Annotated in this window: 21 protein-coding genes; 16 read left to right on the top strand and 5 right to left on the bottom strand. The window is 71.7% G+C overall.

The annotated features are described in order from the left end of the window. Positions 1–2 precede the first annotated feature (2 nt). Both tatC and AYO52_RS05790 read left to right on the top strand, forming a co-directional pair. Entirely contained in the window at positions 3–1,064 is a 1,062-nt protein-coding gene (gene tatC, locus AYO52_RS05785; protein ID WP_067714475.1) for a twin-arginine translocase subunit TatC, read from the top strand. Beyond that, positions 1,048–3,708 carry an RNA helicase gene (locus AYO52_RS05790; RefSeq protein ID WP_067714478.1) on the top strand — a complete coding sequence of 887 codons (2,661 nt, stop codon included), beginning with the start codon at positions 1,048–1,050 and terminating at the stop codon, positions 3,706–3,708. The genes tatC and AYO52_RS05790 overlap by 17 nt, the downstream gene beginning before the upstream one ends. 51 nt (positions 3,709–3,759) lie before the next feature. Here the strand turns inward: AYO52_RS05790 and AYO52_RS05795 are convergent, their stop codons facing one another. Then, a complete protein-coding gene (locus AYO52_RS05795; RefSeq protein ID WP_082923805.1) occupies positions 3,760–4,689 on the bottom strand; it encodes a 5'-3' exonuclease H3TH domain-containing protein in 930 nt (309 codons plus the stop codon). Between the two features lie 93 nt (positions 4,690–4,782). Here AYO52_RS05795 and AYO52_RS05800 point away from each other — a divergent pair, with 93 nt between their 5' ends. Further along, a complete protein-coding gene (locus tag AYO52_RS05800; RefSeq protein ID WP_067714481.1) occupies positions 4,783–5,889 on the top strand; it encodes a Xaa-Pro peptidase family protein in 1,107 nt (368 codons plus the stop codon). A gap of 256 nt (positions 5,890–6,145) precedes the next feature. On the opposite strand, the gene AYO52_RS05805 is transcribed toward AYO52_RS05800, so the two are convergent. Continuing rightward, a complete protein-coding gene (locus AYO52_RS05805) occupies positions 6,146–6,553 on the bottom strand; it encodes a pyridoxamine 5'-phosphate oxidase family protein (RefSeq protein WP_067714484.1) in 408 nt (135 codons plus the stop codon). 77 nt (positions 6,554–6,630) lie between these two features. On the opposite strand from AYO52_RS05805, the gene AYO52_RS05810 reads away from it, so the two are divergent. Together AYO52_RS05810 and AYO52_RS17605 are read left to right on the top strand one after the other, a co-directional pair. After that, positions 6,631–7,410: an SDR family NAD(P)-dependent oxidoreductase gene (locus tag AYO52_RS05810; RefSeq protein ID WP_067714487.1), complete on the top strand. Its 780-nt coding sequence runs from the start codon at positions 6,631–6,633 to the stop codon at positions 7,408–7,410. After that, complete coding sequence (locus AYO52_RS17605; protein ID WP_253701913.1) at positions 7,407–8,636, top strand: cobalt-precorrin-6A reductase; 1,230 nt, start codon at positions 7,407–7,409, stop codon at positions 8,634–8,636. Before AYO52_RS05810 ends, AYO52_RS17605 begins: the two co-directional genes overlap by 4 nt. A gap of 41 nt (positions 8,637–8,677) precedes the next feature. Here the strand turns inward: AYO52_RS17605 and AYO52_RS05820 are convergent, their stop codons facing one another. Beyond that, entirely contained in the window at positions 8,678–9,451 is a 774-nt protein-coding gene (locus AYO52_RS05820) for a hypothetical protein (RefSeq protein WP_156523535.1), read from the bottom strand. Positions 9,452–9,684: 233 nt separating this feature from the next. On the opposite strand from AYO52_RS05820, the gene AYO52_RS05830 reads away from it, so the two are divergent. The 3 genes from AYO52_RS05830 to AYO52_RS05840 are packed head-to-tail and all read left to right on the top strand — an operon-like array spanning position 9,685 to position 12,965. Further along, positions 9,685–10,590, top strand: a complete 906-nt coding sequence (locus tag AYO52_RS05830; RefSeq protein ID WP_067714495.1) for an amidohydrolase — start codon at positions 9,685–9,687, stop codon at positions 10,588–10,590. After that, positions 10,590–12,185, top strand: a complete 1,596-nt coding sequence (lnt, locus tag AYO52_RS05835; protein ID WP_067714498.1) for an apolipoprotein N-acyltransferase — start codon at positions 10,590–10,592, stop codon at positions 12,183–12,185. The genes AYO52_RS05830 and lnt overlap by 1 nt, the downstream gene beginning before the upstream one ends. After that, positions 12,186–12,965, top strand: coding sequence for a polyprenol monophosphomannose synthase (locus tag AYO52_RS05840; RefSeq protein WP_067714501.1), 780 nt, complete (start codon positions 12,186–12,188; stop codon positions 12,963–12,965). Between the two features lie 118 nt (positions 12,966–13,083). On the opposite strand, the gene AYO52_RS05845 is transcribed toward AYO52_RS05840, so the two are convergent. Further along, positions 13,084–13,428, bottom strand: coding sequence for an RNA polymerase-binding protein RbpA (locus AYO52_RS05845; protein WP_067714504.1), 345 nt, complete (start codon positions 13,426–13,428; stop codon positions 13,084–13,086). Positions 13,429–13,585: 157 nt separating this feature from the next. On the opposite strand from AYO52_RS05845, the gene AYO52_RS05850 reads away from it, so the two are divergent. The 6 genes from AYO52_RS05850 (at position 13,586) to AYO52_RS05875 (ending at position 20,015) form a co-directional block, all read left to right on the top strand. Further along, positions 13,586–13,942: a hypothetical protein gene (locus AYO52_RS05850; protein WP_067714507.1), complete on the top strand. Its 357-nt coding sequence runs from the start codon at positions 13,586–13,588 to the stop codon at positions 13,940–13,942. Beyond that, the gene (locus tag AYO52_RS05855; RefSeq protein ID WP_067714509.1) at positions 13,939–15,687 is read left to right on the top strand and encodes an alpha/beta-hydrolase family protein; all 1,749 of its coding nucleotides are present in this window, start codon (positions 13,939–13,941) and stop codon (positions 15,685–15,687) included. Before AYO52_RS05850 ends, AYO52_RS05855 begins: the two co-directional genes overlap by 4 nt. A 67-nt stretch (positions 15,688–15,754) precedes the next feature. Then, entirely contained in the window at positions 15,755–18,142 is a 2,388-nt protein-coding gene (locus AYO52_RS05860) for an excinuclease ABC subunit UvrA (RefSeq protein WP_132063303.1), read from the top strand. Further along, positions 18,139–18,582, top strand: coding sequence for a PaaI family thioesterase (locus AYO52_RS05865; protein ID WP_067714515.1), 444 nt, complete (start codon positions 18,139–18,141; stop codon positions 18,580–18,582). Before AYO52_RS05860 ends, AYO52_RS05865 begins: the two co-directional genes overlap by 4 nt. A gap of 203 nt (positions 18,583–18,785) precedes the next feature. Further along, entirely contained in the window at positions 18,786–19,376 is a 591-nt protein-coding gene (locus AYO52_RS05870; protein ID WP_067714518.1) for a pyridoxamine 5'-phosphate oxidase family protein, read from the top strand. A gap of 9 nt (positions 19,377–19,385) precedes the next feature. Next, positions 19,386–20,015 (top strand): GyrI-like domain-containing protein, encoded by a 630-nt coding sequence (locus AYO52_RS05875; RefSeq protein ID WP_067714521.1) that lies wholly within the window; start codon positions 19,386–19,388, stop codon positions 20,013–20,015. 2 nt (positions 20,016–20,017) lie between these two features. Here the strand turns inward: AYO52_RS05875 and AYO52_RS05880 are convergent, their stop codons facing one another. Continuing rightward, a complete protein-coding gene (locus AYO52_RS05880; protein ID WP_067714523.1) occupies positions 20,018–20,464 on the bottom strand; it encodes a MarR family winged helix-turn-helix transcriptional regulator in 447 nt (148 codons plus the stop codon). Positions 20,465–20,524: 60 nt separating this feature from the next. On the opposite strand from AYO52_RS05880, the gene AYO52_RS05885 reads away from it, so the two are divergent. Further along, the gene (locus AYO52_RS05885) at positions 20,525–21,001 is read left to right on the top strand and encodes a DoxX family membrane protein (protein WP_067714526.1); all 477 of its coding nucleotides are present in this window, start codon (positions 20,525–20,527) and stop codon (positions 20,999–21,001) included. A gap of 24 nt (positions 21,002–21,025) precedes the next feature. Beyond that, on the top strand, positions 21,026–22,516 hold the full coding sequence (locus AYO52_RS05890; protein ID WP_067714529.1) for an amidase: 1,491 nt from the start codon (positions 21,026–21,028) through the stop codon (positions 22,514–22,516). Positions 22,517–23,001 lie beyond the last annotated feature (485 nt).

Consider the following 23,001-nt stretch of genomic DNA (forward strand, 5'->3'; position numbering starts at 1 on the left):
CCATGACGCAGACCGACACCGCGGACACCGGCGCCACCCGCAAGGGTGGCGCCGGTCGCCTGCTGACCAGACGCCGCCGCAGGCCCCGCAACCCGGACGGCACCATGCCGTTGATCGAGCACATCTACGAGCTCCGCAACCGCGTGCTCATCGCGATGGCGGCGATCATCGTGACGTTGGGCTTCGGATTCTGGTGGTACGGCAGCGGCTTCTTCGGCATCCCGTCGTTGGGCGGGATCCTCACCGGCCCCTACTGCGACATCCCCCCGGGGGCGCGCCTGCAGCTCGGTGACGACGGCGACGAGTGTCGCCTGCTCGCCACCGGACCGTTCGAGCAGTTCATGCTCCGCCTCAAGGTGTCCGCCACCGCCGGCATCGTGTTGGCCAGCCCGGTCTGGCTGTACCAGCTGTGGGCGTTCATCACGCCCGGCCTGCACAAGAACGAGAAGCGCTACGGGGTCGTCTTCACCATCCTGGCCGCGGTGCTGTTCATCGGCGGCGCGGTGCTCGCCTACGTCGTGATCGTCCACGCGTTGGAGTTCCTGCTCTCGATCGGCGACAACGTCCAGACCACCGCGTTGTCCGGCACGCAGTACTTCACGTTCCTCATCCAGCTCATCCTCATCTTCGGCGTGAGCTTCGAGATCCCACTCCTGCTCGCGATGCTCAACGTCGCCGGGGTCGTGAGCTACGAGGTTCTCGCCAAGTCGCGCCGCGGGATCATCATGGGCATCTTCGTCTTCGCGGCCGTGGCCTCGCCCGGCCAGGACCCGTTCTCGATGCTCGCCCTCGCACTGGCGGTGACCATCCTCGTCGAGGGCGCGATCCAGTTCGCCCGCCTGCATGACAAGCGCAAGAACAAGTCCCGCGCCGACTGGCTCGAGGTAGACGACGAATCCGCCTCGCCCCTCGGCCCCGCCGACGACCTCGGCGGATCCGGCCCACTCGAGCGGCCCGCCCCTCTGACCACCCCGGCCCCGGACACCGGCACCCGAACGCCCGGCGACACCCGACCGCTCCAGGCCCCGGCCGGTGGCGGTTCACTCTATGACGACATCACCTGACCGTCCCCGGACCGATCACCTGCTCGAGGACTTCCTCACCGGGGAGGGGTTCTCGCCTGACCCCTTCCAACTGGAGGCGTTCTCCGCCCTCGACGCGGGACGCAACCTGCTCGTCTCGGCGCCCACCGGGTCCGGCAAGACCCTCGTCGGCGAATACGCGGCTCACCGGGCCCTCGCCGGGGGAGGGCGCTGCTTCTACACCACCCCGATCAAGGCGCTGAGCAACCAGAAGTTCCGGCAGTTCCGCACGCGCTTCGGCCCCGAGAACGTGGGGCTGCTCACCGGCGACCACTCGATCGACGCGGACGCGCCCATCGTGGTGATGACCACCGAGGTCCTGCGGAACATGATCTACAGCGGCTCGTCGGCGCTCCACGACCTGGACTGCGTGGTGATGGACGAGATCCACTACCTCGGGGACCGCTCGAGGGGCGTCGTGTGGGAGGAGATCATCCTCACCCTCGATCCGGCCGTCCGCCTGGTCGGGCTGTCCGCCACCCTGAGCAACACCGACGAGCTGGGCGACTGGATCACCGAGATCCGTGGCGACACCGCGGTGGTGCTGTCCGAGCACCGTCCCGTGCCGCTGGCCCACATGCTCTACACCGATGGGGACCTGATCCCCATCCGGGCCGCTGCCGACCAGCGCAGACGGTCCCGGAGCGGCTACCACGAGGAGCGGGTCGCGGCCCGGCCCCGAGCGCAGTGGGCCAGACGCCAGGACGTCATCGAGAAGCTCGACGACGAGCGACTCCTGCCGGCCATCTACTTCGTGTTCTCCCGGGCGGGGTGCGACGGCGCGGTCGCTCAGATGCGTCGCGCCCGCCTCCGGCTCACCACCGGGGAGGAGGCCCGGCGTATCGCCTCACACGTGGACGCCGCCTGCGCCGAGGTCCCACAACACGACCTCGACGCCCTCGATTTCACCTCGTTCCGCGCCGGGCTGGTCAACGGGCTCGCCGCCCATCACGCCGGGATGCTCCCGCTCTTCCGCACCATCGTGGAGGAGCTGTTCTCCGCAGGGCTGATCAAGGTCGTGTTCGCGACCGAGACCCTGGCGCTGGGCATCCACATGCCGGCTCGCGCGGTGGTGCTGGAGAAGACGACCAAGTTCAACGGCGACACCCACGCGATGCTCACCTCCGCGGAGTACTCACAGATCACGGGCCGGGCCGGCAGACGGGGCATCGACACCAAGGGCACGGCAGTCGTGCTCGACCAGCCGGACCTCGACCTGGACGCCCTGTCCGCGCTCGTCGACACCCCGCGGTTCCCATTGCACAGTGCCTTCGCTCCCGACTATTCGATGGCGGTCAACCTCGTCGAGCAGCTCGGCGTCGAGGAGGCCACCATCCTGATCGGCCGGTCGTTCGCCCAGTTCCAGACCGACCGCACCCTGGTGTCCCGGTCCCGCGCCATCGAGCGCCGGTCCGATGAGCGCGACCGCATGCGGGCGTCGCTCGAGGAGGCCGGGGGAGACGAGGACCTCGACGAGTACATGGGGTTGCGCGCCGAGCTCAGCCGTCTCGAACGCAAGGCCGAGAAGTCGAACCGGGACGACCGGCTGGCGTCCGTGCGCGCGGCCATGCTCAAGCAGACCGCCGGCTCCGTGATCACCGTGGGCCGCAGACGATTCGGCATGGTGGCGACCGTGCTGCAGGTCCGGACCGACATCCAGTCCGACCCCGCGCTGCTCTGTCTCACCGACACCGGGTGGACCGGCTGGTTACGCCAGAACGACTTCGCCTCGCCCCCGATCCCCGTGGGTCGGGTCGACCTGCCCAAGGGCCGCCGCAAGCTCGACGGGCGCGCCAAGCGGGCTCTGGTCCAGCGGATGGAGCACCTGCTGGGCAAGGCGAAGGGTCGGATGAAGAACGCCGGCGGTAAGCCGGTCCGCAAGGACCCGCGGATCGCCGCGGCGCGCCGGGCACTCCGGCAGCACCCGCTGCACGAGGACCCCCGGATGGACAAGCTCGCCCGCCTCCACGAGCGCTGGGCCCACGCCGACGCCGACGTGGCCGCGCTCACCGCCGAGGTCGACGCCGACGCCGATTCGCTGGCCCGCCGCTTCCGCCGCATCGTTGACCTGCTCCGGCACCTCGGTTATTTCGAGAAGGTGGACGGCGTACTCCGTGCCACCGACGCCGGGCGGCTCCTGGCCGGGGTACACACCGAGCAGGACCTGTTCGTCGCCGAATGTCTGCGGCGGGGAGTGTGGCGCGGGCTCGATGCCGCCGGCCTCGCGGCGGTCGTCACCACGGTCGTGGCCCACCCGCGGACGGACTCCGCGGTCCGCGAACCCTCCGACGACACCCTGCGCGCCGCCCTCGCCGAGACGGAGCGGGTGGCCGGTGACGTCGCCGAGATCGAACGCGCGCACCGCCTGCCCACCACCCCGGACCTGGACGCCGGCCTCGCGCCCGTGATGCACCACTGGGTCTCCGGCGGGGCGCTGGCCTCGATCCTCGCCGCCTCGTGGCAGGAGGGCGTCGAACTCACCGCCGGTGACTTCGTCCGCTCCGCCCGCCTCGTGGTGGACGTCCTCGCCCAGGTCGGTCAGGTCGCCGAACCGGAGCTCGCCCGCACCGCCCGGTCCGCCGTGGGGTCACTGCGCCGCGGTGTGGTGCTCGACCACATGGCCTGAGCCGACGCGGGCGAGCGGCGACGGGAACGGGGCGACGGGCGCCTGCCCGGCTCAGACCGCGTCGAGCCCCTCGGTCGCCTCGACGAGCCGGCCGATCGCGCGGGCCTGCCCGGTCGATTCGCCCAGCGCCTCGAGGCGGTCGGAATCCACGGCGCCACGGCGTCCGTCGACGTCGCCCTCGAACCGTACGTCGAACGCGCGGCCGCCCAGGCGGACGACCCCGCGCGCGGCGGAGAGGTAGTCGGCCCCCTCGGTGATCGCCGTGCGCTGGCGGGCGGTGAGCGCCGACCCCGGATCGCCGGCGGCGGCGACGATGCCGTCGAGGTCGCCGTATTCGCGCAGCAGGGCCGCGGCGGTCTTCGCACCGACCCCCGCCACGCCGGGCAACCCGTCCGACGCGTCGCCGACCAGCACCGCGTAGTCCGCGTACACGCGGGCGTCGTCACCAGCGGGCAGATCGAAGCGCTCCGCCACGACCTCCGGGGTGTACGCCAGACGCTTCTTCATCCCCGCTCCCACGTACACCACCGTGGTGCTCGCCGATGCCAGCTGGAACAGGTCGCGGTCGCCCGTCACGACCAGCACCTCGCGATCCCGGGCGGCCAGCGCGGCCAGCACGTCGTCGGCCTCCGCGTCCTCCGCCCACGCCTGGGCGATGCCCGCCGCCCCGAGGATTCCGCGGATCGACTCGACCTGCGGGCCCAGTGACGCGGGGGCGTCCTCCTCGCCGTCGTCACCCACGCGGTGCGCCTTGTACGAGGGCAACAACTCCACCCGCCAGTCCGGACGCCACGCGCGGTCGAGGCCGGCCACCAGGCCGGTCGGGGAGTACTCGTCCACGAGCACGGCCACCATGTCGCAGAAGCCGCGCACGGCGTTGGCGGGGGAGCCGTCCGGGCCGGTGATCTTCTCGGGCACGGAGTGGAACGCGCGGAACCACAAGCCGGCGCTGTCGAGAACCATGAGCGGGCCCTGGGACACCGCGCCTCCTTGATGTCGTCGGGTCGGGAGCGAGTACCTGCCGTCAGGCTAGTCGGCTCCGGCCCACTGCGGCCCCGGCCTACTGTGGAGGACATGAACAGCCCCACTACGCAGATCCACTCGCACCGTCTGGCAGCCGTCCGCGATCGCGCGCGGGACCTAGGGATCGACCACGTGGTGGTGTATTCCGGCGAGGACATGTCCTACCTCACCGGTGAGCGCATGGACTCGCACGAGCGGCTCACCGCGCTGGTCGTGCCCGTGGACGGGGCAGAGCCACTGCTGGTGCTGCCGTCGCTCGAACTCACCGACGCCACCCGGCGAGCCGCCGACCGCGTGGGCGCGAGGATCCACCCGTGGGCGGACGGGACCGACGCCATCGCGCTCGTCACCGGGTCGGTCGCCGGGCGGGTGGCGGTGTCCACCGCCCTGCCGGCGTTGCACCTGGTGCCGCTCCAGGACGGGGTCGACGGCGAGGTGGTCCTCGCCTCGGAGGTGATCGACCACGTGCGGGCCGTGAAGACCGCGCACGAGGTGGGCGAGCTCGCCGAGGCCGCCCGTCGCATCGATGCAGTGCATGCCCGGATGGGGGAGTTCCTGCAGGTGGGCCGGACCGAGGCGGAGGTGGGCGAGCTCATCACCGCCGCCATCCAGGCCGAGGGGCTCACGCGCGCCGAGTTCGTGATCGTCGGCTCGGGCCCGAACGGCGCCGACCCGCACCACGGGGTGTCCGACCGGGTGGTCGAGACCGGGGACATCGTGGTGGTGGACATCGGCGGGCCGCTGCCCAGCGGCTATCACTCCGACTGCACCCGGACCTACTCGATGGGCCAGCCCTCCGCCGAGGTCGCCAAGACGTACGCGGTGCTGGAGGAGGCGCAGCGCCTGGCACGCGAGTCCGTCCGACCGGGGATCGCGATCGGCGAGGTCGATGCCGCCGCACGCGAGCACCTCGCCGCGGCCGGGCTCGGGGAGTTGTTCATCCACCGCACCGGGCACGGGATCGGCCTGGGACTGCACGAGCCGCCGTTCGTCGCACCCGGAGCCGATACCGTGCTGGAGGAAGGGATGGCCTTCTCGGTCGAGCCCGGCGTCTACACGACCGGGTCGTGGGGCGCGCGGCTCGAGGACATCGTGGCCGTCACCGCCGATGGCCGCCGCGACCTCAACGACGGCGAGCGCGGCCTGCGCGTCCTCTAGAGTCGGCGGACGCCAGCCTGCCCGCATCCGCTCCCGCCCCTGGCGCCTCGCCCCCGCCCCTGCACGCGTCCGCCACAGCCGCCCCCGGGCATGTCGTCCGGCCTGCGCCTCGGCTCACGCGAGACGCCATGGCGGCGGGCGGCTATGACCGTGCAGGCGAACCCGGGGGATTCCTCTGATTCCGTCCGGCAGGCCGCGACCCGGCGCGCACCCAGCGCGCACCCAGCGCGCACCCGCCGAGCGCCCGGCCGCGGTGTCAGTCGCCGGTGAACATCTGCTTGGAGCCCAGGACGCGATCCACCTCGATCGCCAACACCACCCGCTCGGGGTTCGGACTCGGCTCGCGGTACCGCATTGCGTAGCGGCGCTCGCCCTCGCGGACCGAGTCGGGATCCTCGAGGAGGCGGATGGCGCCCTCGAAGGTGAGCCACCGTCCGCGGTCGACGTGCGAGACCGCCGCGCGGCCGCCACGCCGGGCGTTGGCCGCCTTCTGCGATCCCCGCCGGGTGATGACGCGCGCCAACCCGCCCTCCACGTCGATCGTGAAGCCCACGGCGACCACGTGGGGCGAACCGTCGCGCCGGAGTGTGGTCAGGCTGCCGAGGTGGTATTCGGACAGGAACCGGTGTGCCTCGTCGGAGAGTTCTGCCATCGAGTGGGCCATGACGCCGAGCCTGCCACAGTGGGCCGACCGCAGTAAGCCGACGCAGAGCGCGACGCGGTACGTGGGACACTGGGCCCATGCCCACATCCGCAACCCCGTCGTCCCGGTCCGAATCCGGCGGTGAGGTCGTGGTGGTCTTCGGTGGCCGCAGCGAGATCGGTCTGGCCGTCGCCCACCGCCTCGCACCCGGCCGCACCGTCGTGCTCGCGAGCCGCCCCGGTGGCGACGTCTCCGCGCTCGAGGCCCCACTCCGGACCGCGGGCGCCGTCGCGGTGGAGCTCGTGGACTTCGACGCCGACGACCTCGACTCGCACGCCGCGATCGTGGCGGACATCGAGACCCGGGTCGGGGAGATCGACATCGCCGTCCTGGCGTTCGGCATCCTGGGCGACCAGGAGGTGGCCGAGCGCGATTCCCGGGCCGCGGCCCGCATCCTGCATACCGACTTCGTGGCGCAGGCGGCGCTTCTCACGGTCCTCGCCGAGCGGATGAAGCCCCGTCGCCGCGGGGTTCTCGTGGCGTTCTCCTCGGTCGCCGGGCAGCGGGTCAGGCGCGCCAACTACGTGTACGGATCGGCCAAGGCGGGACTCGACGGGTTTGCCTCCGGCATGGCCGACGCCCTGCACGGCACGGGCGTCACGCTGGTGATCCCGCGTCCGGGCTTCGTGATCGGCCGGATGACCGAGGGCATGGACCCCGCCCCGTTCTCGTCCACGCCGGACCAGGTGGCGGACGCGGTGGTCGACCGGGTGGAGTCGCGCACGGCGGGTGTGGTGTGGATCCCGTGGCAGCTGCGCGTGATGTTCGCCGTCGCACGGCTCGTCCCGCAGCCGATCTGGAGGCGGATGCCGCGGTGAGCGCTCCACCCCGGTCGGGCGCCGACCCGGCCGCCGTACACCTTGTCGGCACCGGTCCCGGCCCCGTCGATCTCCTCACCGTCCGCGCCTCCCGACTCATCGCCATGAGCGGCACCGTCCTGGCGGAGCCGGGTCCGATCGGCCCTGGGGCGCTGGGACTGTGCCCGTCGACGGCCCTGGTCATCGACGCCTCAGCGCTGTCGCCGACGGACGCCGCCGCGAGGATGCGTGAGGCCGTCGACCGCGGCGACCGGGTCGTCCGGCTCTATCCGGGCGATCCCACGGACCACCCCGAGCTGCCGGCCCACACCGGCGCCCTCGACGCCGAGGGGATCAGCTGGGAACTCGTGCCCGGCATTCGTTCCGGCGCCCCTGTCGAGGCCCACCGGGACGCGCGGCCCGCGCCCGCCCCGGAGGCCCCGCGGTCTCAGCCCGTCGCCCCGCCCGCGACCGCGATGCCGGGAGGCTCGCCCGGCCTGATCCTGGTGCTGGGGGGCACGGGCGAGGCCCGTCGACTCGCCGACCTCATGGTCACCGCCGGGCTGGACGTCGTCACCTCGCTGGCGGGCAAGGTCACGCGGCCGAGACTCCCCCGTGGGGAGGTGCGGATCGGTGGCTTCGGAGGTGCGGAGGGATTAACGCACTGGATGCGCGAGAACGGCGTCAGCGCCGTCATCGACGCGACCGACCCGTTCGCCGACCAGATCTCGGTGTCCGCGGTCCACGCCGCGCGCGAGACGGCCACGCCGCTGCTCCGCCTGCACCGCCCGCCGTGGACCGAGCAGGCGGGCGACGAGTGGATCCGCGTCCCGGACATGCAGACCGCGGCCCACGTGGTGCGGGAGCGTTTCCGCCGGCCGATGCTCACGGTCGGCAAGCAGGGCGCGTCCGCGTTCGCCGGGGACACCCGGGGGTCGTATCTCATCCGGTGCTCCGAGCCGCCCCCCGGGGCGCTGCCGCACCGCTACCTGCTGGTATTGGACCGGGGCCCCTTCGGGGTGGAGTCCGAGCGGACGCTAATGTCCCGCCACCGGATCGACGTGCTGGTCACCCGCAACAGCGGCGGAGCCACCTCCGAGGCCAAGCTCGCCGCCGCCCGCGACCTGCGCATACCGGTGGTGATGGTGGACCGGCCCGAGACCCCGCAGGCCCCTCGGGTCCCTGAGGCCGTGCACTCCGTCGAGGACGCCGCCCGCTGGCTGGTCGAGCGGTTCGGCGCGCGCTGAGCCTGCCCAACTGCTGAGCCGACCTCACCACAGAACCGACCTCACGGGAAAGCCGTCACCCAGGGCGATTCGGCGTCGAAGATCATCCCCATCGGTGCCAGCACCCGCACCACCTGCTCCGCCATCGGTTCGGTGAGTTCGTGCAGGCCGATGACCGGGTCGGCCGAGACGGTGGTCGGACGCTCCACCGCGCCGAGGAATTCGGCGAGTCGGGCGGGAACGACGCCGTCGGGCACCACGGCGAGCAGGCTCACCAGCCCATCGGCGGTGTCGATCCAGCCCACCCTCGGCACTTCTACATCCGTAGCAGGAGGGTTCGTCGGTGCGACGGGAGCGGGGATGGTCCGGGGGTGGGATCCCAGGGCGTCGACGACGAGCTGGTGCAGGTCGCCGGACCCGGGCACCCGCGTCGGTCCCGCCGAACCGGTGAGCTCCACGGCCGCGTCGACCAGCACGGTGGCGGCGTCGGCCACCGCGACCCGGAGCGGGACGGGGCGACCGGCGACGTGGACCCGCGCGCCGCCGTCGGACCCGTCCACCTCCACCGCCAGGTCGGGGGAGTGCGCCAGGACGTCGCCCGACCCGTCGTCGATCCCGAACAGCACCTGCCCGTGCAGGGCGTCAGCCGCGTCGCGGGCGAGCAGCGCGGCCCCGAGCCCCGTCGGCAGGTCGCCGACGTCGTGATGCCCGCCGAGCCGGCCAGCCAGGGGCGAGGCGATGATGTCGCGTCCCCTGGGGTGGGCGAGAGCCTCGGGCAGGCCCGCGGCCTCGAGGTCCCGCACCGCGAGCTCGACCGGATCGCGGTCCGCGCCCACGATCCGGGCCCCGCCCCTGGCCGTGAGCTGGATGCCGCCGCGGCGGCCGGCTGCGCCCCGAGCGCCGCCAGGGCGGTCCAGTGCTCGGGGCGCAGCCGGCCGCCGGGGAAGCGCAGGGTGTCCCCGGTTCGGGACGACCCGGCCGCGTGGTGGGAGTCGTTCATGAGCACCCAGCGTAGGCGCGGGGGGTGGGCGGCCGGGCCGCCGGTCGGTGCTCGGGGATAATCGCCCGCATGACCGCTTTCCTGGCTACCGGGGGCCGCGTGCTCACGCCCGCCTCACGAGACGCAACCGCCCTGGCACACGAGAACGGGCTCATCGTGTGGGCCGGCTCGGATGCCCCGGGCCCCGCCCTGTTCCCGGGTGCCGAGCAGGTCGATCTGGAGGGGGACTGGGTGGCCCCGGCGTTCGTCGAGTGCCTCCCCGAGGGCCTGGACCCGGCGGTCGCGGCCGCCGGCGGCGTGGTGCCCGCCGGTCTGCCGGGCGCACACGGGCTCGACGAGGTCGAGGAGCGGGTGCGTGCGGGGGAGCGGGTGGTGCTCGACGACACCGTCGACCCGGCGCGCCTCGCGACCGAACTCACCCGCCTCGCCACCGAACTCGGCGGGCCGGCGGTCGCCCGGTGCATCCCGGTCCTCGTCGGCGGGACCGGGGCCGGGAACGCGGACGGCGACACGCTCGCCGCCCTGGCCGCCGTGGGAACGGTGACCCTGTTGCGCCCGCTCGTCGATGACCTGACGGGCACCGATCTCGTGCGCATCGCCGCCTCCGGCGTGGCGCTGGCCGCATCCACCCGGGCCGGCGACGAGGTCCGGCCGTGGGACGCCCTTCGGGCCCTGACCTCCGTCGAGGGCGGCCGAGGCCTGTCCCCGCGGGCGGCGTTCACCGCGACCACCCGGGGCGCACACCGGGCGGCCGGCGCGCGCGACGGCACGGCGGGCACCCTCACCCCGGGCACGGCGGCCACCTTCGCGAGGTGGCGGACCGGGGAGCTGGCCGTGGTCGCCGCGGACGACGCCGTCCAGCGGTGGTCCACGGACCCGCGCTCCGGAGTTCCTCCGATGCCGGATCTCACCGGACCCGACCCCGTTCTGCGCGCGCTCGTCGTGGACGGCCTGCCCGCCGGCCCCGCGACCTGATGCCCCTGCTCACCAGGCTGGCCTTCGCGGCTGCCGCCGGGGCGCTGCTGGCGGCCTCGTTCCCCCCGGTGGGTCTGTGGTGGACGGCGCTTCCCGCGATCGCCGTCCTCGTCGTCGTCCTGTCCCCGTCCGGCGCCTCCACGGTCCGGCCGCGCACCGGCGCGCTCCTCGGGTTCACCTCCGGCCTGGTCTTCTTCCTCCTCCTGGTGCCGTGGGTGGGCCTGTACGTGGGCGCCTACGCCTCGTGGGGCCTGTCGGTGGTCGAGGCGCTGTACCTCGCCGCGTTCGGCGCCGGCGCCGCGGTCATCCTCCGGGCCGGCCTGGACCCCGGCAACCGGCGCGGCCCGCGTGCGGTCGGCGCCGTGCTCGGGGTGGCCGGCTGGTGGTCCCTGTGGGAGTGGGTCCGCTCGTCCTGGCCCTGGGGCGGCTTCCCGTGGGGACGGCTGGCGTTCGGCCAGGCCGACGGGCCGCTGCTGCCGCTGGCGTCACTGGGCGGCACCCCACTGGTCGGGTTCGCGGTGGCGTCGGTGGGGGCGGCGATCGGCGTCGCCGTCCTGCTCCTCGCGCGCCGTGACCGACCCGTCCGCGCCGCCGCCGGCCTGCTCACGGTGCCCCTGGTGACCGCGGGCCTGGTCGCCGTCGCGGCCCTCGCCCCGACCGGCGGCGAGCCCACCGACACCGTCGAGGTCGCCGTGATCCAGGGCAACGTCCCGCGCCTCGGCCTGGACTTCAACGCCCAACGCCGCGCGGTGCTCGAGAACCACCTGCGCGTCACCGCCGAGTACGCCGACGATGTCGAGGCCGGCACCGAGGCCCCGCCGGATTTCGTGCTGTGGCCGGAGAACGCCTCCGACATCTCGCCGCTGGCCGACCAGCTCGCCGCCGCCCAGATCACCGCCCTGTCCCGCCGTCTGGAGGCACCGATCCTCGTGGGCACCGTCCTGCCCACCGGCGAGGGCCGCGAAGCGCACAACTCTTATCTCGTGTGGGACGGCCGTTCCTCTGGCCCCGCCGAGGGCCCGGTGGTCGACCGCCACGACAAGAAGTACATCCAGCCGTTCGGGGAGTGGCTCCCGCTGCGCGAGCCGCTCGAGGCGCTGTTCCCGATCGCCCGGACCGCCGGGCACTTCATCCCCGGCGACGGCGACCACGTCGTCACCGCGGGCGGGGTGGACCTGGGCGTGGCCATCTGCTTCGAGGTCGCCTTCGACGCCGCCGCCCGCGAGCCCGTCTCCCGCGGCGCGCACATCCTCACCGTCCCCACCAACAACGCCACCTTCGGCCGCTCACCCATGACGTACCAACAACTCGCGATGTCCCGGGTGCGGGCCGTGGAGCACGACGTGCCCGTGCTGATCGCCGCGACCAGCGGGGTCAGCGCCGTCATCGGCCCCGACGGCGACGTCCGCGCCGAGAGCGGCATCTTCGAGCCCGCGGTGCTGGCGGCGCAGGTCGAGGTGGGCGGGGCCGGTACGATGGCAACCCGACTGGGTGGCATCCCGCAGGCGGTGAGCTGCCTCATCGGGCTCGTCGCACTGGCATGGGCGCTGGTCCGCACCCGGCAACGAGCCGCGACCCGAACCGAGGAGAAGTAAGTGACCGATCCGACGACGCCGGGCCGACACGCGCCGTCCGCGCGCACCCTGGTGATCATCCCTACCTACGACGAGCGGGACAACCTGCCCGGCGTGGTGGAGCGGTTGCTGGCCGCGGCCCCCGAGGTCTCGGTCCTCATCGCCGACGACAACAGCCCCGACGGCACCGGCGAGGTGGCCGACCGGCTCGCCACCGAGGACCCGCGCGGGCGCATCACCGTGATGCACCGCGAGGGCAAGCAGGGGCTCGGGGCCGCGTACATCGCCGGGTTCCGCTGGGGTCTCGAGCGCGGATACACCGTGCTCGTGGAAATGGACGCCGACGGCAGCCACCCGCCCGAGCGGCTCCCCGCGATGCTCGCCGCCGTCGACGGCGGCGCCGACCTGGCGATCGGCTCCCGCTACGTCCCCGGCGGCGCGGTGGTCAACTGGCCGTGGCAGCGCCACGTCATCTCCCGCGGCGGCAACGTCTACTCCCGGGTCATGCTGGGCGTGGGCATCAAGGACATCACCGCCGGCTACCGCGCCTACCGGGCCGACGCCCTGGCCGAGCTGGACCTCGACGCCATCGAGTCCAAGGGCTACTGCTTCCAGATCGACATGACGTGGCGCCTGCTGAACAACGGGCGCCGGGTCACGGAGGTGCCCATCACCTTCACCGAGCGCACCGTCGGTCAGTCCAAGATGAGCGAGTCGATCTTCCGCGAGGCCGCGGTCAACGTGGCCCGCTGGGGCTGGGAGAAGCGTCGACACCAGCTCAAGGGCCTCGTCGGCCGCTGACCCGGTGCGCGCCGGCTCCGGCCGCACACCGACCCCGGACACAGGAGAACGCCCCGGCCCTGCGGGGCCGGGGCGTTCCGGTGCCACCGGGTGATATCCGGTGACCGCTCGGTACTACCTACCGCGCACCGGCGCGGCGCCGCTTCTTGAGCAGGTCCATCCGCTCCTTGAGCAGCTCCTCGAGCTCCTCCAGGGAGCGACGCTCGAGCAGCATGTCCCAGTGGGTACGCGGCGGCTTGCCCTTCTTGACCTCGACCGCGGGGCCGTCGATGAGCTGGCCCTCCTGGCCGTTCTTGCACATCCAGGCGCCGGGGATCTCGGCGTCATCGGCGAACGGGACCTCGTAGACCTCGCCGTTGGGGGTCTGGTACCGCGCCATGCGGCGCGGCGCGAGGTCGGTGTCCCGGTCGGTCTCGTAGCTCACCGCACCGAGGCGGCTGCCCCTGAGGACTCGATCTGCCATGCGAACTCCTTCTGCCGTGTTCGTCTGCGTCAATTCATGCGGATCGACACGACGCTGCGTGGTTCCTGCTTGTGTCAACGCCAGGGGAACCCCCAAATGTTCCCACGTCCCGACGCCACGGGCCACCCCGGGGGCGCCGCTGGGTAACCTCACACCCGTGGAACCCGACGCCCGACCCGAGCCGACCGCGCCCCGCAGGGGCGAGGCCTCGTGCGCCTGGTGCGGCCGTCCCGTGGACGAGGGCGGGACCGGGCGCCGGCGCCGCTACTGCCGGCGGTCCTGCCGGCAGCGGGCCTACGAGCAGCGCCGGTCGCTCCGGATGCAGGACCTGCCCGAGGGCACGGTCGTACTCACGGAGGCCGAATCGACCGACCTGATGGACCGCATGTTCCAGCTGCGCTGCGCCTGCGAGGATCTGCGGACCGCCATCGCCGAGGGCGAGGACCCCGCCGAGCTGGCCCGCATGTCCGAAGAGCTCGTGGCGGCGGCGAGACGGGCCGAGCGCCTGCGGTGAGCGAGGACGGAGAGGCCGGTCGGCCGACAGCGGGGACCACGCCCGTCGCCGCGCTCCGGACGTGGTGGGAACGGTGGCGCCCCTCGGTCACCGGCCTCATCGTGGCCGCGCTGGCGGCGTGGGTCTCGCTCATGCCGTCCCTGCTGCCGCGGGCCTGGTACTACCAGGGGGTGGTCACCGGCGTGTCAATGCTGGTGGGCTACGGGGTCGGCGTTGCACTGAGGACCCTCTGGCGGCGGGTCGTGGCGCCCCGCATCACCCTCCACCCCGACCTCCTCGCGTTCGGTGACCGTCTCCTGGCCTTCGCCCGTCTGTCCGCCCCGTACATCCTGGTGGTCTACCTCATCACGGCCACGGCCACGGCGATCCGCTGGCAGGACCAGGTCTCCGATCTGGTGCGCTCACCCCGCCCGCCCTGGGCGGACTACATGAAGATCCCGTGGGTCGCCCTGGCGATCTTCCTGGGGCTCCTCATCGCAGCCCGCGGCGTCCGGGCGGGGTACCGGTGGCTGGCCCGCGCGGTGGGCCGCAGGTTCGGCGTGGGGGAGTACACCGCCCGGCTCACGGGCGTCGTGATGGTGGCCGTGCTCGCGCTCGGCGTGGTGCAGGGCGTGGTGCCGCGCCTGTTCTTCGGCGGCGCCAACCGGATCTACAGCGGGCAGAACAACGAGGACCTCCCCGGCGCGCGACCGCCGTCGGCGCCGGAGCGATCCGGGTCCCCGGGGTCGGTCGTGGACTTCGGGGACCTGGGCCTGCAGGGCCGACGGTTCGTGAGCGGCGGCCTCGACGGGGAGCGACTGGGGGATCTGTTGGGCGAGAACGCACCCGAGCCGATCCGGGCGTACGCCGGTCTGGAGTCCGCGCCGACCGACGACGAGCGTTCAGCGCTGGTGGTGGAGGAGTTGGAGCGGACCCGGGCCTGGGAACGTGAGTCGGTGGTGATCGTCCCGACCACCGGCACCGGGTGGATCAACCCCCATGCGGCTCAGGCCATCGAACTGCTCTCCGGTGGCGACGTGGCGATCGTGGGCACCCAGTACTCGTACCTGCCGAGCTGGATCTCGTTCCTCGCCGACCGCGAGAAGGCGGAGGCGGCGGGCCGGTCACTGATCGAGGCGGTGGTGACCTGGCGCGACTCCCTCCCACCGGGTCGGCCGCAACCGAAGCTGTACGTCTACGGCGAGAGCCTGGGCACCCGGGCCGGGGAGGCGGCGTTCTCCGGCATCCGCGATATCCGGGCGACGGTGGACGGGGTGCTCTGGGTCGGTCCACCCAACTCGAACCACATCTGGCACGCGCTCGTACAGCGGCGCGACCCCGGTACCCCGGTCACCGAGCCGGTGTACGCGGACGGCCTGCTGGTGAGGTTCTCGGAGGATCCCGCGGAGTTCCGCGACGACGACACCCCGTGGATCCCGCCGCACGTCCTGTACGTCCAGCACGCGACCGACCCGGTGGTGTGGTGGACCCCGGATCTGCTGTTCGACCGCCCCGCGTGGCTGGCCGAACCGCCCGGCAAGGGCCGACATCCGGGCATGTTCTACATGCCCGTGTTGACCCTGTTCCAGGTGACCGCGGACCTCGGAAACGCGATCGGCGGGTCGCAGGGCTACGGCCACCTGTACGACCATCAGATCCTCGACGGATGGGCGGCCGCGACGGGACGCGAGGGATGGGACGACGACGAGTTCCAGCGGTTCGCCCGACTGCACGCCACCGCGATGGAGCAGCAGGACCGCGGCTGACGCCCTTTCCCGCCACGGGTCCGCGGTCTAACGTTGCCGCTGAGCGGACAGGGTGAGGAGACCCGGGATGAGCGCCCACACGGCAGACACGCACGACACCATCCGCGTCCTCGGCGCGCGGGAGAACAACCTCCGGTCGATCGACGTGGATCTGCCCAAGCGGCGGCTGACGGTGTTCACCGGAGTCTCCGGATCCGGTAAGAGCTCCCTGGTGTTCTCGACCATCGCGGCGGAGTCGCAGCGGATGATCAACGAGACCTACAGCGCGTTCCTCCAGGGCTTCATGCCCACCCTGGCGCGGCCGGACGTGGACGTGCTGGAGGGGTTGACCACGGCGATCGTCGTGGACCAGGAGCGGATGGGCTCCGACCCCCGCTCCACGGTCGGCACCGCCACGGACACCGGGGCGATGCTGCGGATCCTGTTCAGCCGTCTCGCGCAGCCGAGGATCGGCGGTCCCAAGGCGTACTCCTTCAACGTCGCGTCGGCGTCCGGGGTGGGGACGCTGAAGAAGGCCGACGGCACCCGGCAGAAGGCCGAGTTCTCCATCACCGGCGGGATGTGCGTCCGCTGCGAGGGTCGCGGATCGGTGTCCGATTTCGACGTCGACGCGCTGGTGGACCGCTCCAAGTCCCTGTCCGAGGGCGCGATCACCGTCCCCGGATACTCGATGGACGGCTGGTACGGCCGCATCTACTCCGGCTCCGGGTTCTTCGACATGGACAAACCGGTGGGGGAGTTCACCGATCGGGAGATGCACGACCTGCTGCGTAAGGAGCCGGTCAAGGTCAAGGCCGACGGCATCAACGTCACCTTCGAGGGCCTGATCCCCAAGATCCAGAAGTCGATGCTGTCCAAGGACGTCGAGGCGATGCAACCGCACATCCGCTCGTTCGTCGAGCGGGCCGTGGTGTTCACCACGTGCCCCGAATGTGACGGCACCCGGCTCAACGAGGGGGCCCGGTCGTCCCGCATCGGGGACAGGAACATCGCCGACGTCTCGGCCATGCAGATCACCGACCTGGCGGAGTGGCTGCGCGGCCTCGAGGAGCCGTCGGTTGCGCCGCTGCTGGACTCGTTGCAGCACACGCTCGATTCGTTCGTCGAGATCGGACTTGGGTATCTGTCCCTCGACCGCCCCGCGGGCACCCTGTCGGGCGGCGAGGCACAGCGGGTGAAGATGATCCGCCACCTCGGTTCCGCGCTGACCGACGTCACCTACGTCTTCGACGAACCGTCGATCGGCCTGCACCCCCACGACATCCAACGCATGAACGGGCTGCTCCTGCGGCTGCGCGACAAGGGCAACACGGTCCTGGTGGTCGAGCACAAGCCGGAGACCATCGCGATCGCCGACCACGTCGTCGACCTCGGGCCCGGGGCCGGCTCCGAGGGCGGTCAGATCTGCTTCGAGGGATCGGTCGGCGGGCTCCGCGCGAGCGACACGGTCACCGGCCGGCATCTCGACGACCGCGCCGCACTGAAGGACAGCGTGCGGGCGGCCACCGGGCGGATCGAGGTGCGTGGCGCGACAGCCCACAACGTGCGAGGCGTGGATGTGGACATCCCACTCGGGGTCCTGTGCGTGGTGACCGGCGTGGCCGGATCGGGCAAGAGTTCGCTCATCCACGGCTCGGTGTCGCCTCGCGACGGGGTGGTGGCGATCGACCAGGCCGCCATCCGCGGGTCGCGGCGCAGTAATCCGGCCACATACACGGGGCTCCTCGAGCCCATCAGAAAGGCGTTCGCCAAGGCCAACGGCGTCAAGCCGGCCCTGTTCAGCCCGAACTCCGAGGGCGCATGTCCCACCTGCAAGGGCGCGGGCGTGATCTACAGCGACCTGGCGATGATGGCCGGCGTCGCCACGACGTGCGACGACTGCGAGGGCAGGCGCTTCCAGGCCGAGGTGCTCGAGTACCGGTTCGGCGGCCGGAACATCGGCGAGGTGCTGGGGATGTCCGTCGCACAGGCCGAGGAGTTCTTCGCCGGGGGAGAGGCGCGGATCCCCGCCGCGCACAAGATCCTCGCCCGGCTCCGCGATGTCGGCCTGGGCTACATCCGGCTCGGTCAGCCCCTGACCACGCTGTCCGGTGGCGAGCGCCAACGCCTCAAGCTGGCCGCCCAGATGGCCGACAAGGCCGAGGTCTACGTGCTGGACGAGCCGACCACGGGCCTGCACCTGGCCGACGTCGCGACCCTCCTGGCGATGCTCGATCGGCTGGTCGATGCCGGGAAGTCGGTGATCGTGATCGAGCACCACCAAGCCGTGATGGCTCACGCGGACTGGATCATCGACCTCGGCCCCGGCGCCGGCCACGACGGTGGCCGGATCGTGTTCGAGGGCACGCCGGCCGAACTCGTCGCCGGTGCCTCCACTCTCACCGGCGAGCACCTGGCGAGGTATGTGGCTGCGGCGACCCAGCCGGAAACGGTAGCGGGTAGAAAGACCCCATGATCGACTCCGGCGGGTTCCCCGATGCCAGCTCTCCCGACGCCAGCGTCTTCGTCCGCGCTTCCGGACTCGTCGTCGATGAGGTGACCCCCACATCGCTGAGAGGGCACGCGGTGCTGGGGGAGGAGCACGTCACGGCGTGGGGGACGGTCCACGGTGGCGTCTACGCGAGCATCGTGGAGTCCGCCGGTGGCGCGGGGGCGGGGTTCGCGGTCGCCGAACGGGACCAGATCGCGGTCGGCGTGCACAACGGCACCGATTTCCTCCGACCGTCCACCGGCGGGCGGGTCGAGGTCACCGCGCACGCCCTGTTCCAGGGCCGCAGCCAGCAGCTGTGGGATGTGGTGATCAGTCAGGCCGAGGGTGGAGCCGTGCTCGCGCGGGGCCAGCTCCGGCTGCAGAACGTGCCCAGGCCGGACACCGTCGCCACGCCCGGACGCTGAGTACTCAGCCGAGCTGCGCTGCCCTGCGTGTGCCCTCGTCACCGAGACGCATGCCACCGGGATGGTCGGCATCATGCCCGGTCAGGCGGTCCGTCCGAATCTTTTGTGCAGCGCCTGTGTGCTGACACCGAGCACCATGCCGATCTCCGCCCAGCTCATGCCCTGCAGCCTGGCGTGCCGCACCGCAACCTATATTGACGACCATGGCAGCCAACCACTACCCGGGAATCGCGTACGGATCGGCGGTGCGGGCCCGGCAGGACGCCGTGGGGGTCACCCTCCCCGTCGACACCGGTGACTTCGCCCTCGAGGGCACCGATGTCGCACTGATCCGGAGCGCCGACCACTTCTCCCTCTCGACCGTCACCGAGTCGGGCTGGCCGTACACGCAGCACCGCGGCGGCCCGGCGGGATTCGTGCACGTGGTCGACGACACGACCCTCGCCTGGGCCGAGTTCCCGGGCAACCACCAGTACGTCTCCACGGGCAACGTGGATCACGACGGACGCGTCTGCCTGCTCTTCGTCGACTACCCGACCCGACGGCGGTTGAAGGTCTTCGGTCACGCGCGCACGGTCGAGCCGGACGCCGAGCCCGAACTGGTCGACCGGCTCCGGGCCATGGGGGAGAAGCGGTACTCCGGCCGCGTGGAACGCGCGATCGTGGTGGATGTCGTGGCCGCTGATGCCAATTGCAGTAAGCACATCACCCCGCGGTGGAATCGCCGGTACATCGACGAGTTGACCGCGGTGTACAAACGCCGGATCGAGGAACTCCAGGCCGGTTCGGCGTAGCCTGCTGCCATGGTCGGTGACCCGCCCAACTACGACATCAAACGCGAGCGTAGGGACCTCTACGACGGCAAGGCCGGCCGATTCGACCTGGTCGAGGTCCCAGCGATGACCTTCCTCATGGTCGACGGGCGGGGAGATCCCAATACCGCGCCCGAGTACAGGGCCGCCGTCGAGGCGCTGTACGCCACGTCCTACGCCGTGCGCGCGGCGGCCCGGACCGTGCTGGGACGGGTCCACACGGTGGGCCCGCTCGAGGGCCTCTGGTACGCCGACGACCCGCGGGTGTTCACGGCCCGCGACAAGGCCGCCTGGAGTTGGACGATGATGATCTGGCAGCCGGACTGGGTCACCCCGGACATCCTGTCCGCCGCCATGGAGAAGGTGACGACGACGACGGTGCCGGACGCCCGCGAGCGGGTGCGGTTCGACGGGTACGCCGAGGGGTCGGCGGTGCAGACGCTGCACGTGGGCCCCTACGACGACGAGGGCCCGATCATCGCGCGGATGCACGAGGAGATCATCCCGTCACGAGGGGCGACCCCGTCGGGACGCCACCACGAGATCTACCTCTCGGACCCCCGCAGGTCCGATCCCGCCAGACTCAGGACGATCCTCCGTCAGCCGATCACCATCGGCTGACGCTACTGATCGCCGCGATCGGCTCCTTCGAGCGAGGTCACGAGTCGCTGGGCCAGGGTCCGCAGCTGGACGAGGTCCTCCTGCGGCATGTCCACCCTGTCCAGCAGGGAACACTGGATCGTCTCGGCTTCGGCGCGCAGCCGCCCGCCGGCCTCGGTGAGGTGCACGTGGACACTCCTCCCGTCGCCGACGGAGCGGGACCGCTCGACCAGTCCGGCATGCTCCAACCGTGCGAGCAGAGGGGAGAGGGTGCCCGAGTCGAGGAGAAGTCGGTCGCCCAACTGGCGGACCGTCAGCCCGTCCTCCTCCCACAACACGAGCAGGGCGAGGTACTGCGGATAGGTGAGACCGACCGACGCCAGGGCGTGGCGGTAGGCCGACGTCGAGGCGCGGGAGGCCGCGTAGAGGGCGAAGCAGACTTGCTCTTCCAGTCGGAGATCGGGATCCATCACACGAGTATCGCCCATTTTTAGGTTGCGCTCAATTAAGTTGTGCGCAACACTACCCCCATGGACAAACTCGACCGGCCCCTGAAGAACTCGCGATCCCGCACACCGGTGCGCCGCCGCAGTGCGGGGGAGGTGGTCCGACATCTCGGACGATGGGCCCTCGGCGCCGCCCTTCTCGGGGCGGGGACCGGGCACCTGACCACCATGCGCGACGAGTTCCAGGCACAGGTCCCGACGTGGGTCCCACTCGACCCGGACTTCGTGGTCGTCGCCTCCGGCGTGGTGGAACTCGGACTCGGCGCGGCGCTGATCCTCGCACCGGCGCGATACCGGCCGGCGGTGGGCGGCGTGACGGCGGCGTTCTTCGTCGCGATCTTCCCCGGCAACATCTCTCAGTACGTGACGGGCACGGACGCGTTCGGGCTCGACAGCGACCGCGCACGCCTCGTGCGGTTGTTCTTCCAGCCCGTCCTCGTCGCATGGGCCCTGTGGTCCACGGGCGCATGGCGCGCCTGGCGGAACCGGAACAATCGCTGATCGCGCTGCGTAGACTCCGGCCCCATGCGCTTTGACGAGTTCCGTAGTCACGATGCCCTCGGTCTCGCCGCCCTCGTCCGGCAGGGCGAGGTCACCCCGGGCGACCTGCTCGACGCGTCGATCCAGCGCGCCGACGGTGTCAACCCGCGACTCAACGCGATCGTGCGCCGCCTGGACGGGCCGGCTCGCGCCCGGGCGACCGAGGAGCTGTCGGGCCCGTTCGCCGGGGTGCCGTTCCTTCTCAAGGATCTCGGTCAGGACTACCGCGGAACACCCACCAGTGGCGGGTCGCGTCCACTGGCCGACGTACCGGCGACCGAGCACGCGACCGTGGTCCGGCGGTGGTTGGACGCGGGCCTGGTGGTCTTCGGCAAGACCAACACCCCGGAGTTCGGGGCCAAGGGAATCACGGAGCCCGAGCTGTTCGGCCCCGCCAGGAACCCGTGGGACACCAGCCGCAGTCCCGGGGGCTCGTCGGGCGGGTCCGCCGCCGCGGTCGCGGCCGGCATCGTCCCGGTCGCCGGGGCGAGCGACGGCGGCGGTTCGATCCGCATCCCGGCCGCGTGCTGCGGGCTCGTCGGCCTCAAACCCGGCCGCGGACTGGTCCCGATGGGCCCCGCGCGCGGCGAGGCGATGCACGGCGCGGCCACCAACGGCGTGATCTCGCGGTCGGTTCGCGACTCGGCTGCGATGCTGGACGTCCTGATGGGAGGGGAGCCGGGCGGGCCGTACGTCCCGGCCACCCCGTCGGAGTCGTTCCGGTCCCAGGTGGGGGCGGACCCCGGACGTCTGCGGATCGGCGTGTGTACCGCGTCCTCGATCAACTCGTCACCCCACCCTCAGGCTCTCGCCGCTGTCGAGACCGCCGCCAGAGCGCTCGAGGACCTCGGCCACCGCGTCGACATCCTCGAGTCGCAGCCCGTCGACGACCTGGCATTGGCCCGCGATTTCCTCACCAGCTGGTTCGCCTACCTCGCGTGGTCGGTCGAGGACACCAAACGCCGGACGGGGTGCGCCGATCGGGACTTCGAGACGGACACGCGCATCGTGGCGGCACTCGGCCGGGCGCAGAGCAGCGTGGACTACCTGGATGCCGTGATGTGGCGGGATCAGTACGTCGGCGAACTCACCACCTTCTTCGAGGGCTACGACCTGCTCATGACGCCGACGCTCGCAGACCTCCCGCCGCACATCGGCGCCCTGGACACCCCGCCGCTGGCGCGTCGCGCAGCGACCGCTTTGCTCGCGACGCGCACAGCTCCGCTCCTGCGGCACTCGGGATTCGTGGAGTCGCTCATCGACGCCAACCTGAGCTGGGTGCCGTACACCCAGCTGGCCAACCTGACCGGCCGGCCGGCGCTGTCGCTCCCACTGCACTGGACGCCGGAGGGCGTGCCCATGGGGGTGCACTTCACCGCAGGACTCGGGGGCGAGTCGATGCTGCTGCGTCTGGCCGGCCAGCTGGAGCAGGCACTGCCGTGGACTGACAGACAGCCGGCGGCTCTGGGCCGATGACCCCGCAGGCGCACAGCGTCGGGGGCACCCACCCCCGAAACGTCACTGTGTCGAATCGGGGCCGACTGGGCGGGACCCCACGGAGGCGGCAGTGGATAGATGCCGCGAGACCCCGGGGTGACTTCGGACGGCAAACCGACGATGTCCACGACCCGGGGCCTCGCAACGAACGACGGCGACGGATCGCCGCCGGGGAATTCAGGCCGTTGTAGAACTCAGGCCATGTCCGCCGGGAGGACACTCAGGAGCCACTGGTAGAGATCCACCAGAGGGTTGTGGATGAGCATGAAAGCGTTCTCGACTGATCCGCGCATGATGTCGCACCTTTCTCTACCGAGCGACACGGTGTCGCCTCAGTGATCATTCGTAGCAGTGTGCACGGCGGATGGTGGCGGGCCCCGACGAGTTCTCGCCGGACCAGCCACTTTCAAAGTGCCGATAATCTACATTATGTAAAGTTAAAATCTGCGTATTGCATCAGATGA

Origin of the sequence: Dietzia sp. 111N12-1, assembly GCF_001658045.1 — a bacterium.
Classification (GTDB): domain Bacteria; phylum Actinomycetota; class Actinomycetes; order Mycobacteriales; family Mycobacteriaceae; genus Dietzia; species Dietzia kunjamensis.

Bases quoted from the DNA above. Each gene is read 5' to 3' on its own strand.
- AYO52_RS05790 (WP_067714478.1), top strand. From the start codon at position 1,048: ATGACGACATCACCTGACCGTCCCCGGACCGATCACCTGCTCGAGGAC.
- AYO52_RS05880 (WP_067714523.1), bottom strand. From the start codon at position 20,464: ATGGATCCCGATCTCCGACTGGAAGAGCAAGTCTGCTTCGCCCTCTAC.
- tatC (WP_067714475.1), top strand. From the start codon at position 3: ATGACGCAGACCGACACCGCGGACACCGGCGCCACCCGCAAGGGTGGC.
- AYO52_RS05845 (WP_067714504.1), bottom strand. From the start codon at position 13,428: ATGGCAGATCGAGTCCTCAGGGGCAGCCGCCTCGGTGCGGTGAGCTAC.
- AYO52_RS05875 (WP_067714521.1), top strand. From the start codon at position 19,386: ATGGTCGGTGACCCGCCCAACTACGACATCAAACGCGAGCGTAGGGAC.
- AYO52_RS05805 (WP_067714484.1), bottom strand. From the start codon at position 6,553: ATGGCCCACTCGATGGCAGAACTCTCCGACGAGGCACACCGGTTCCTG.
- AYO52_RS05865 (WP_067714515.1), top strand. From the start codon at position 18,139: ATGATCGACTCCGGCGGGTTCCCCGATGCCAGCTCTCCCGACGCCAGC.
- AYO52_RS05890 (WP_067714529.1), top strand. From the start codon at position 21,026: ATGCGCTTTGACGAGTTCCGTAGTCACGATGCCCTCGGTCTCGCCGCC.
- AYO52_RS05860 (WP_132063303.1), top strand. From the start codon at position 15,755: ATGAGCGCCCACACGGCAGACACGCACGACACCATCCGCGTCCTCGGC.
- AYO52_RS05830 (WP_067714495.1), top strand. From the start codon at position 9,685: ATGACCGCTTTCCTGGCTACCGGGGGCCGCGTGCTCACGCCCGCCTCA.
- AYO52_RS05800 (WP_067714481.1), top strand. From the start codon at position 4,783: ATGAACAGCCCCACTACGCAGATCCACTCGCACCGTCTGGCAGCCGTC.
- lnt (WP_067714498.1), top strand. From the start codon at position 10,590: ATGCCCCTGCTCACCAGGCTGGCCTTCGCGGCTGCCGCCGGGGCGCTG.
- AYO52_RS05810 (WP_067714487.1), top strand. From the start codon at position 6,631: ATGCCCACATCCGCAACCCCGTCGTCCCGGTCCGAATCCGGCGGTGAG.
- AYO52_RS05870 (WP_067714518.1), top strand. From the start codon at position 18,786: ATGGCAGCCAACCACTACCCGGGAATCGCGTACGGATCGGCGGTGCGG.
- AYO52_RS05885 (WP_067714526.1), top strand. From the start codon at position 20,525: ATGGACAAACTCGACCGGCCCCTGAAGAACTCGCGATCCCGCACACCG.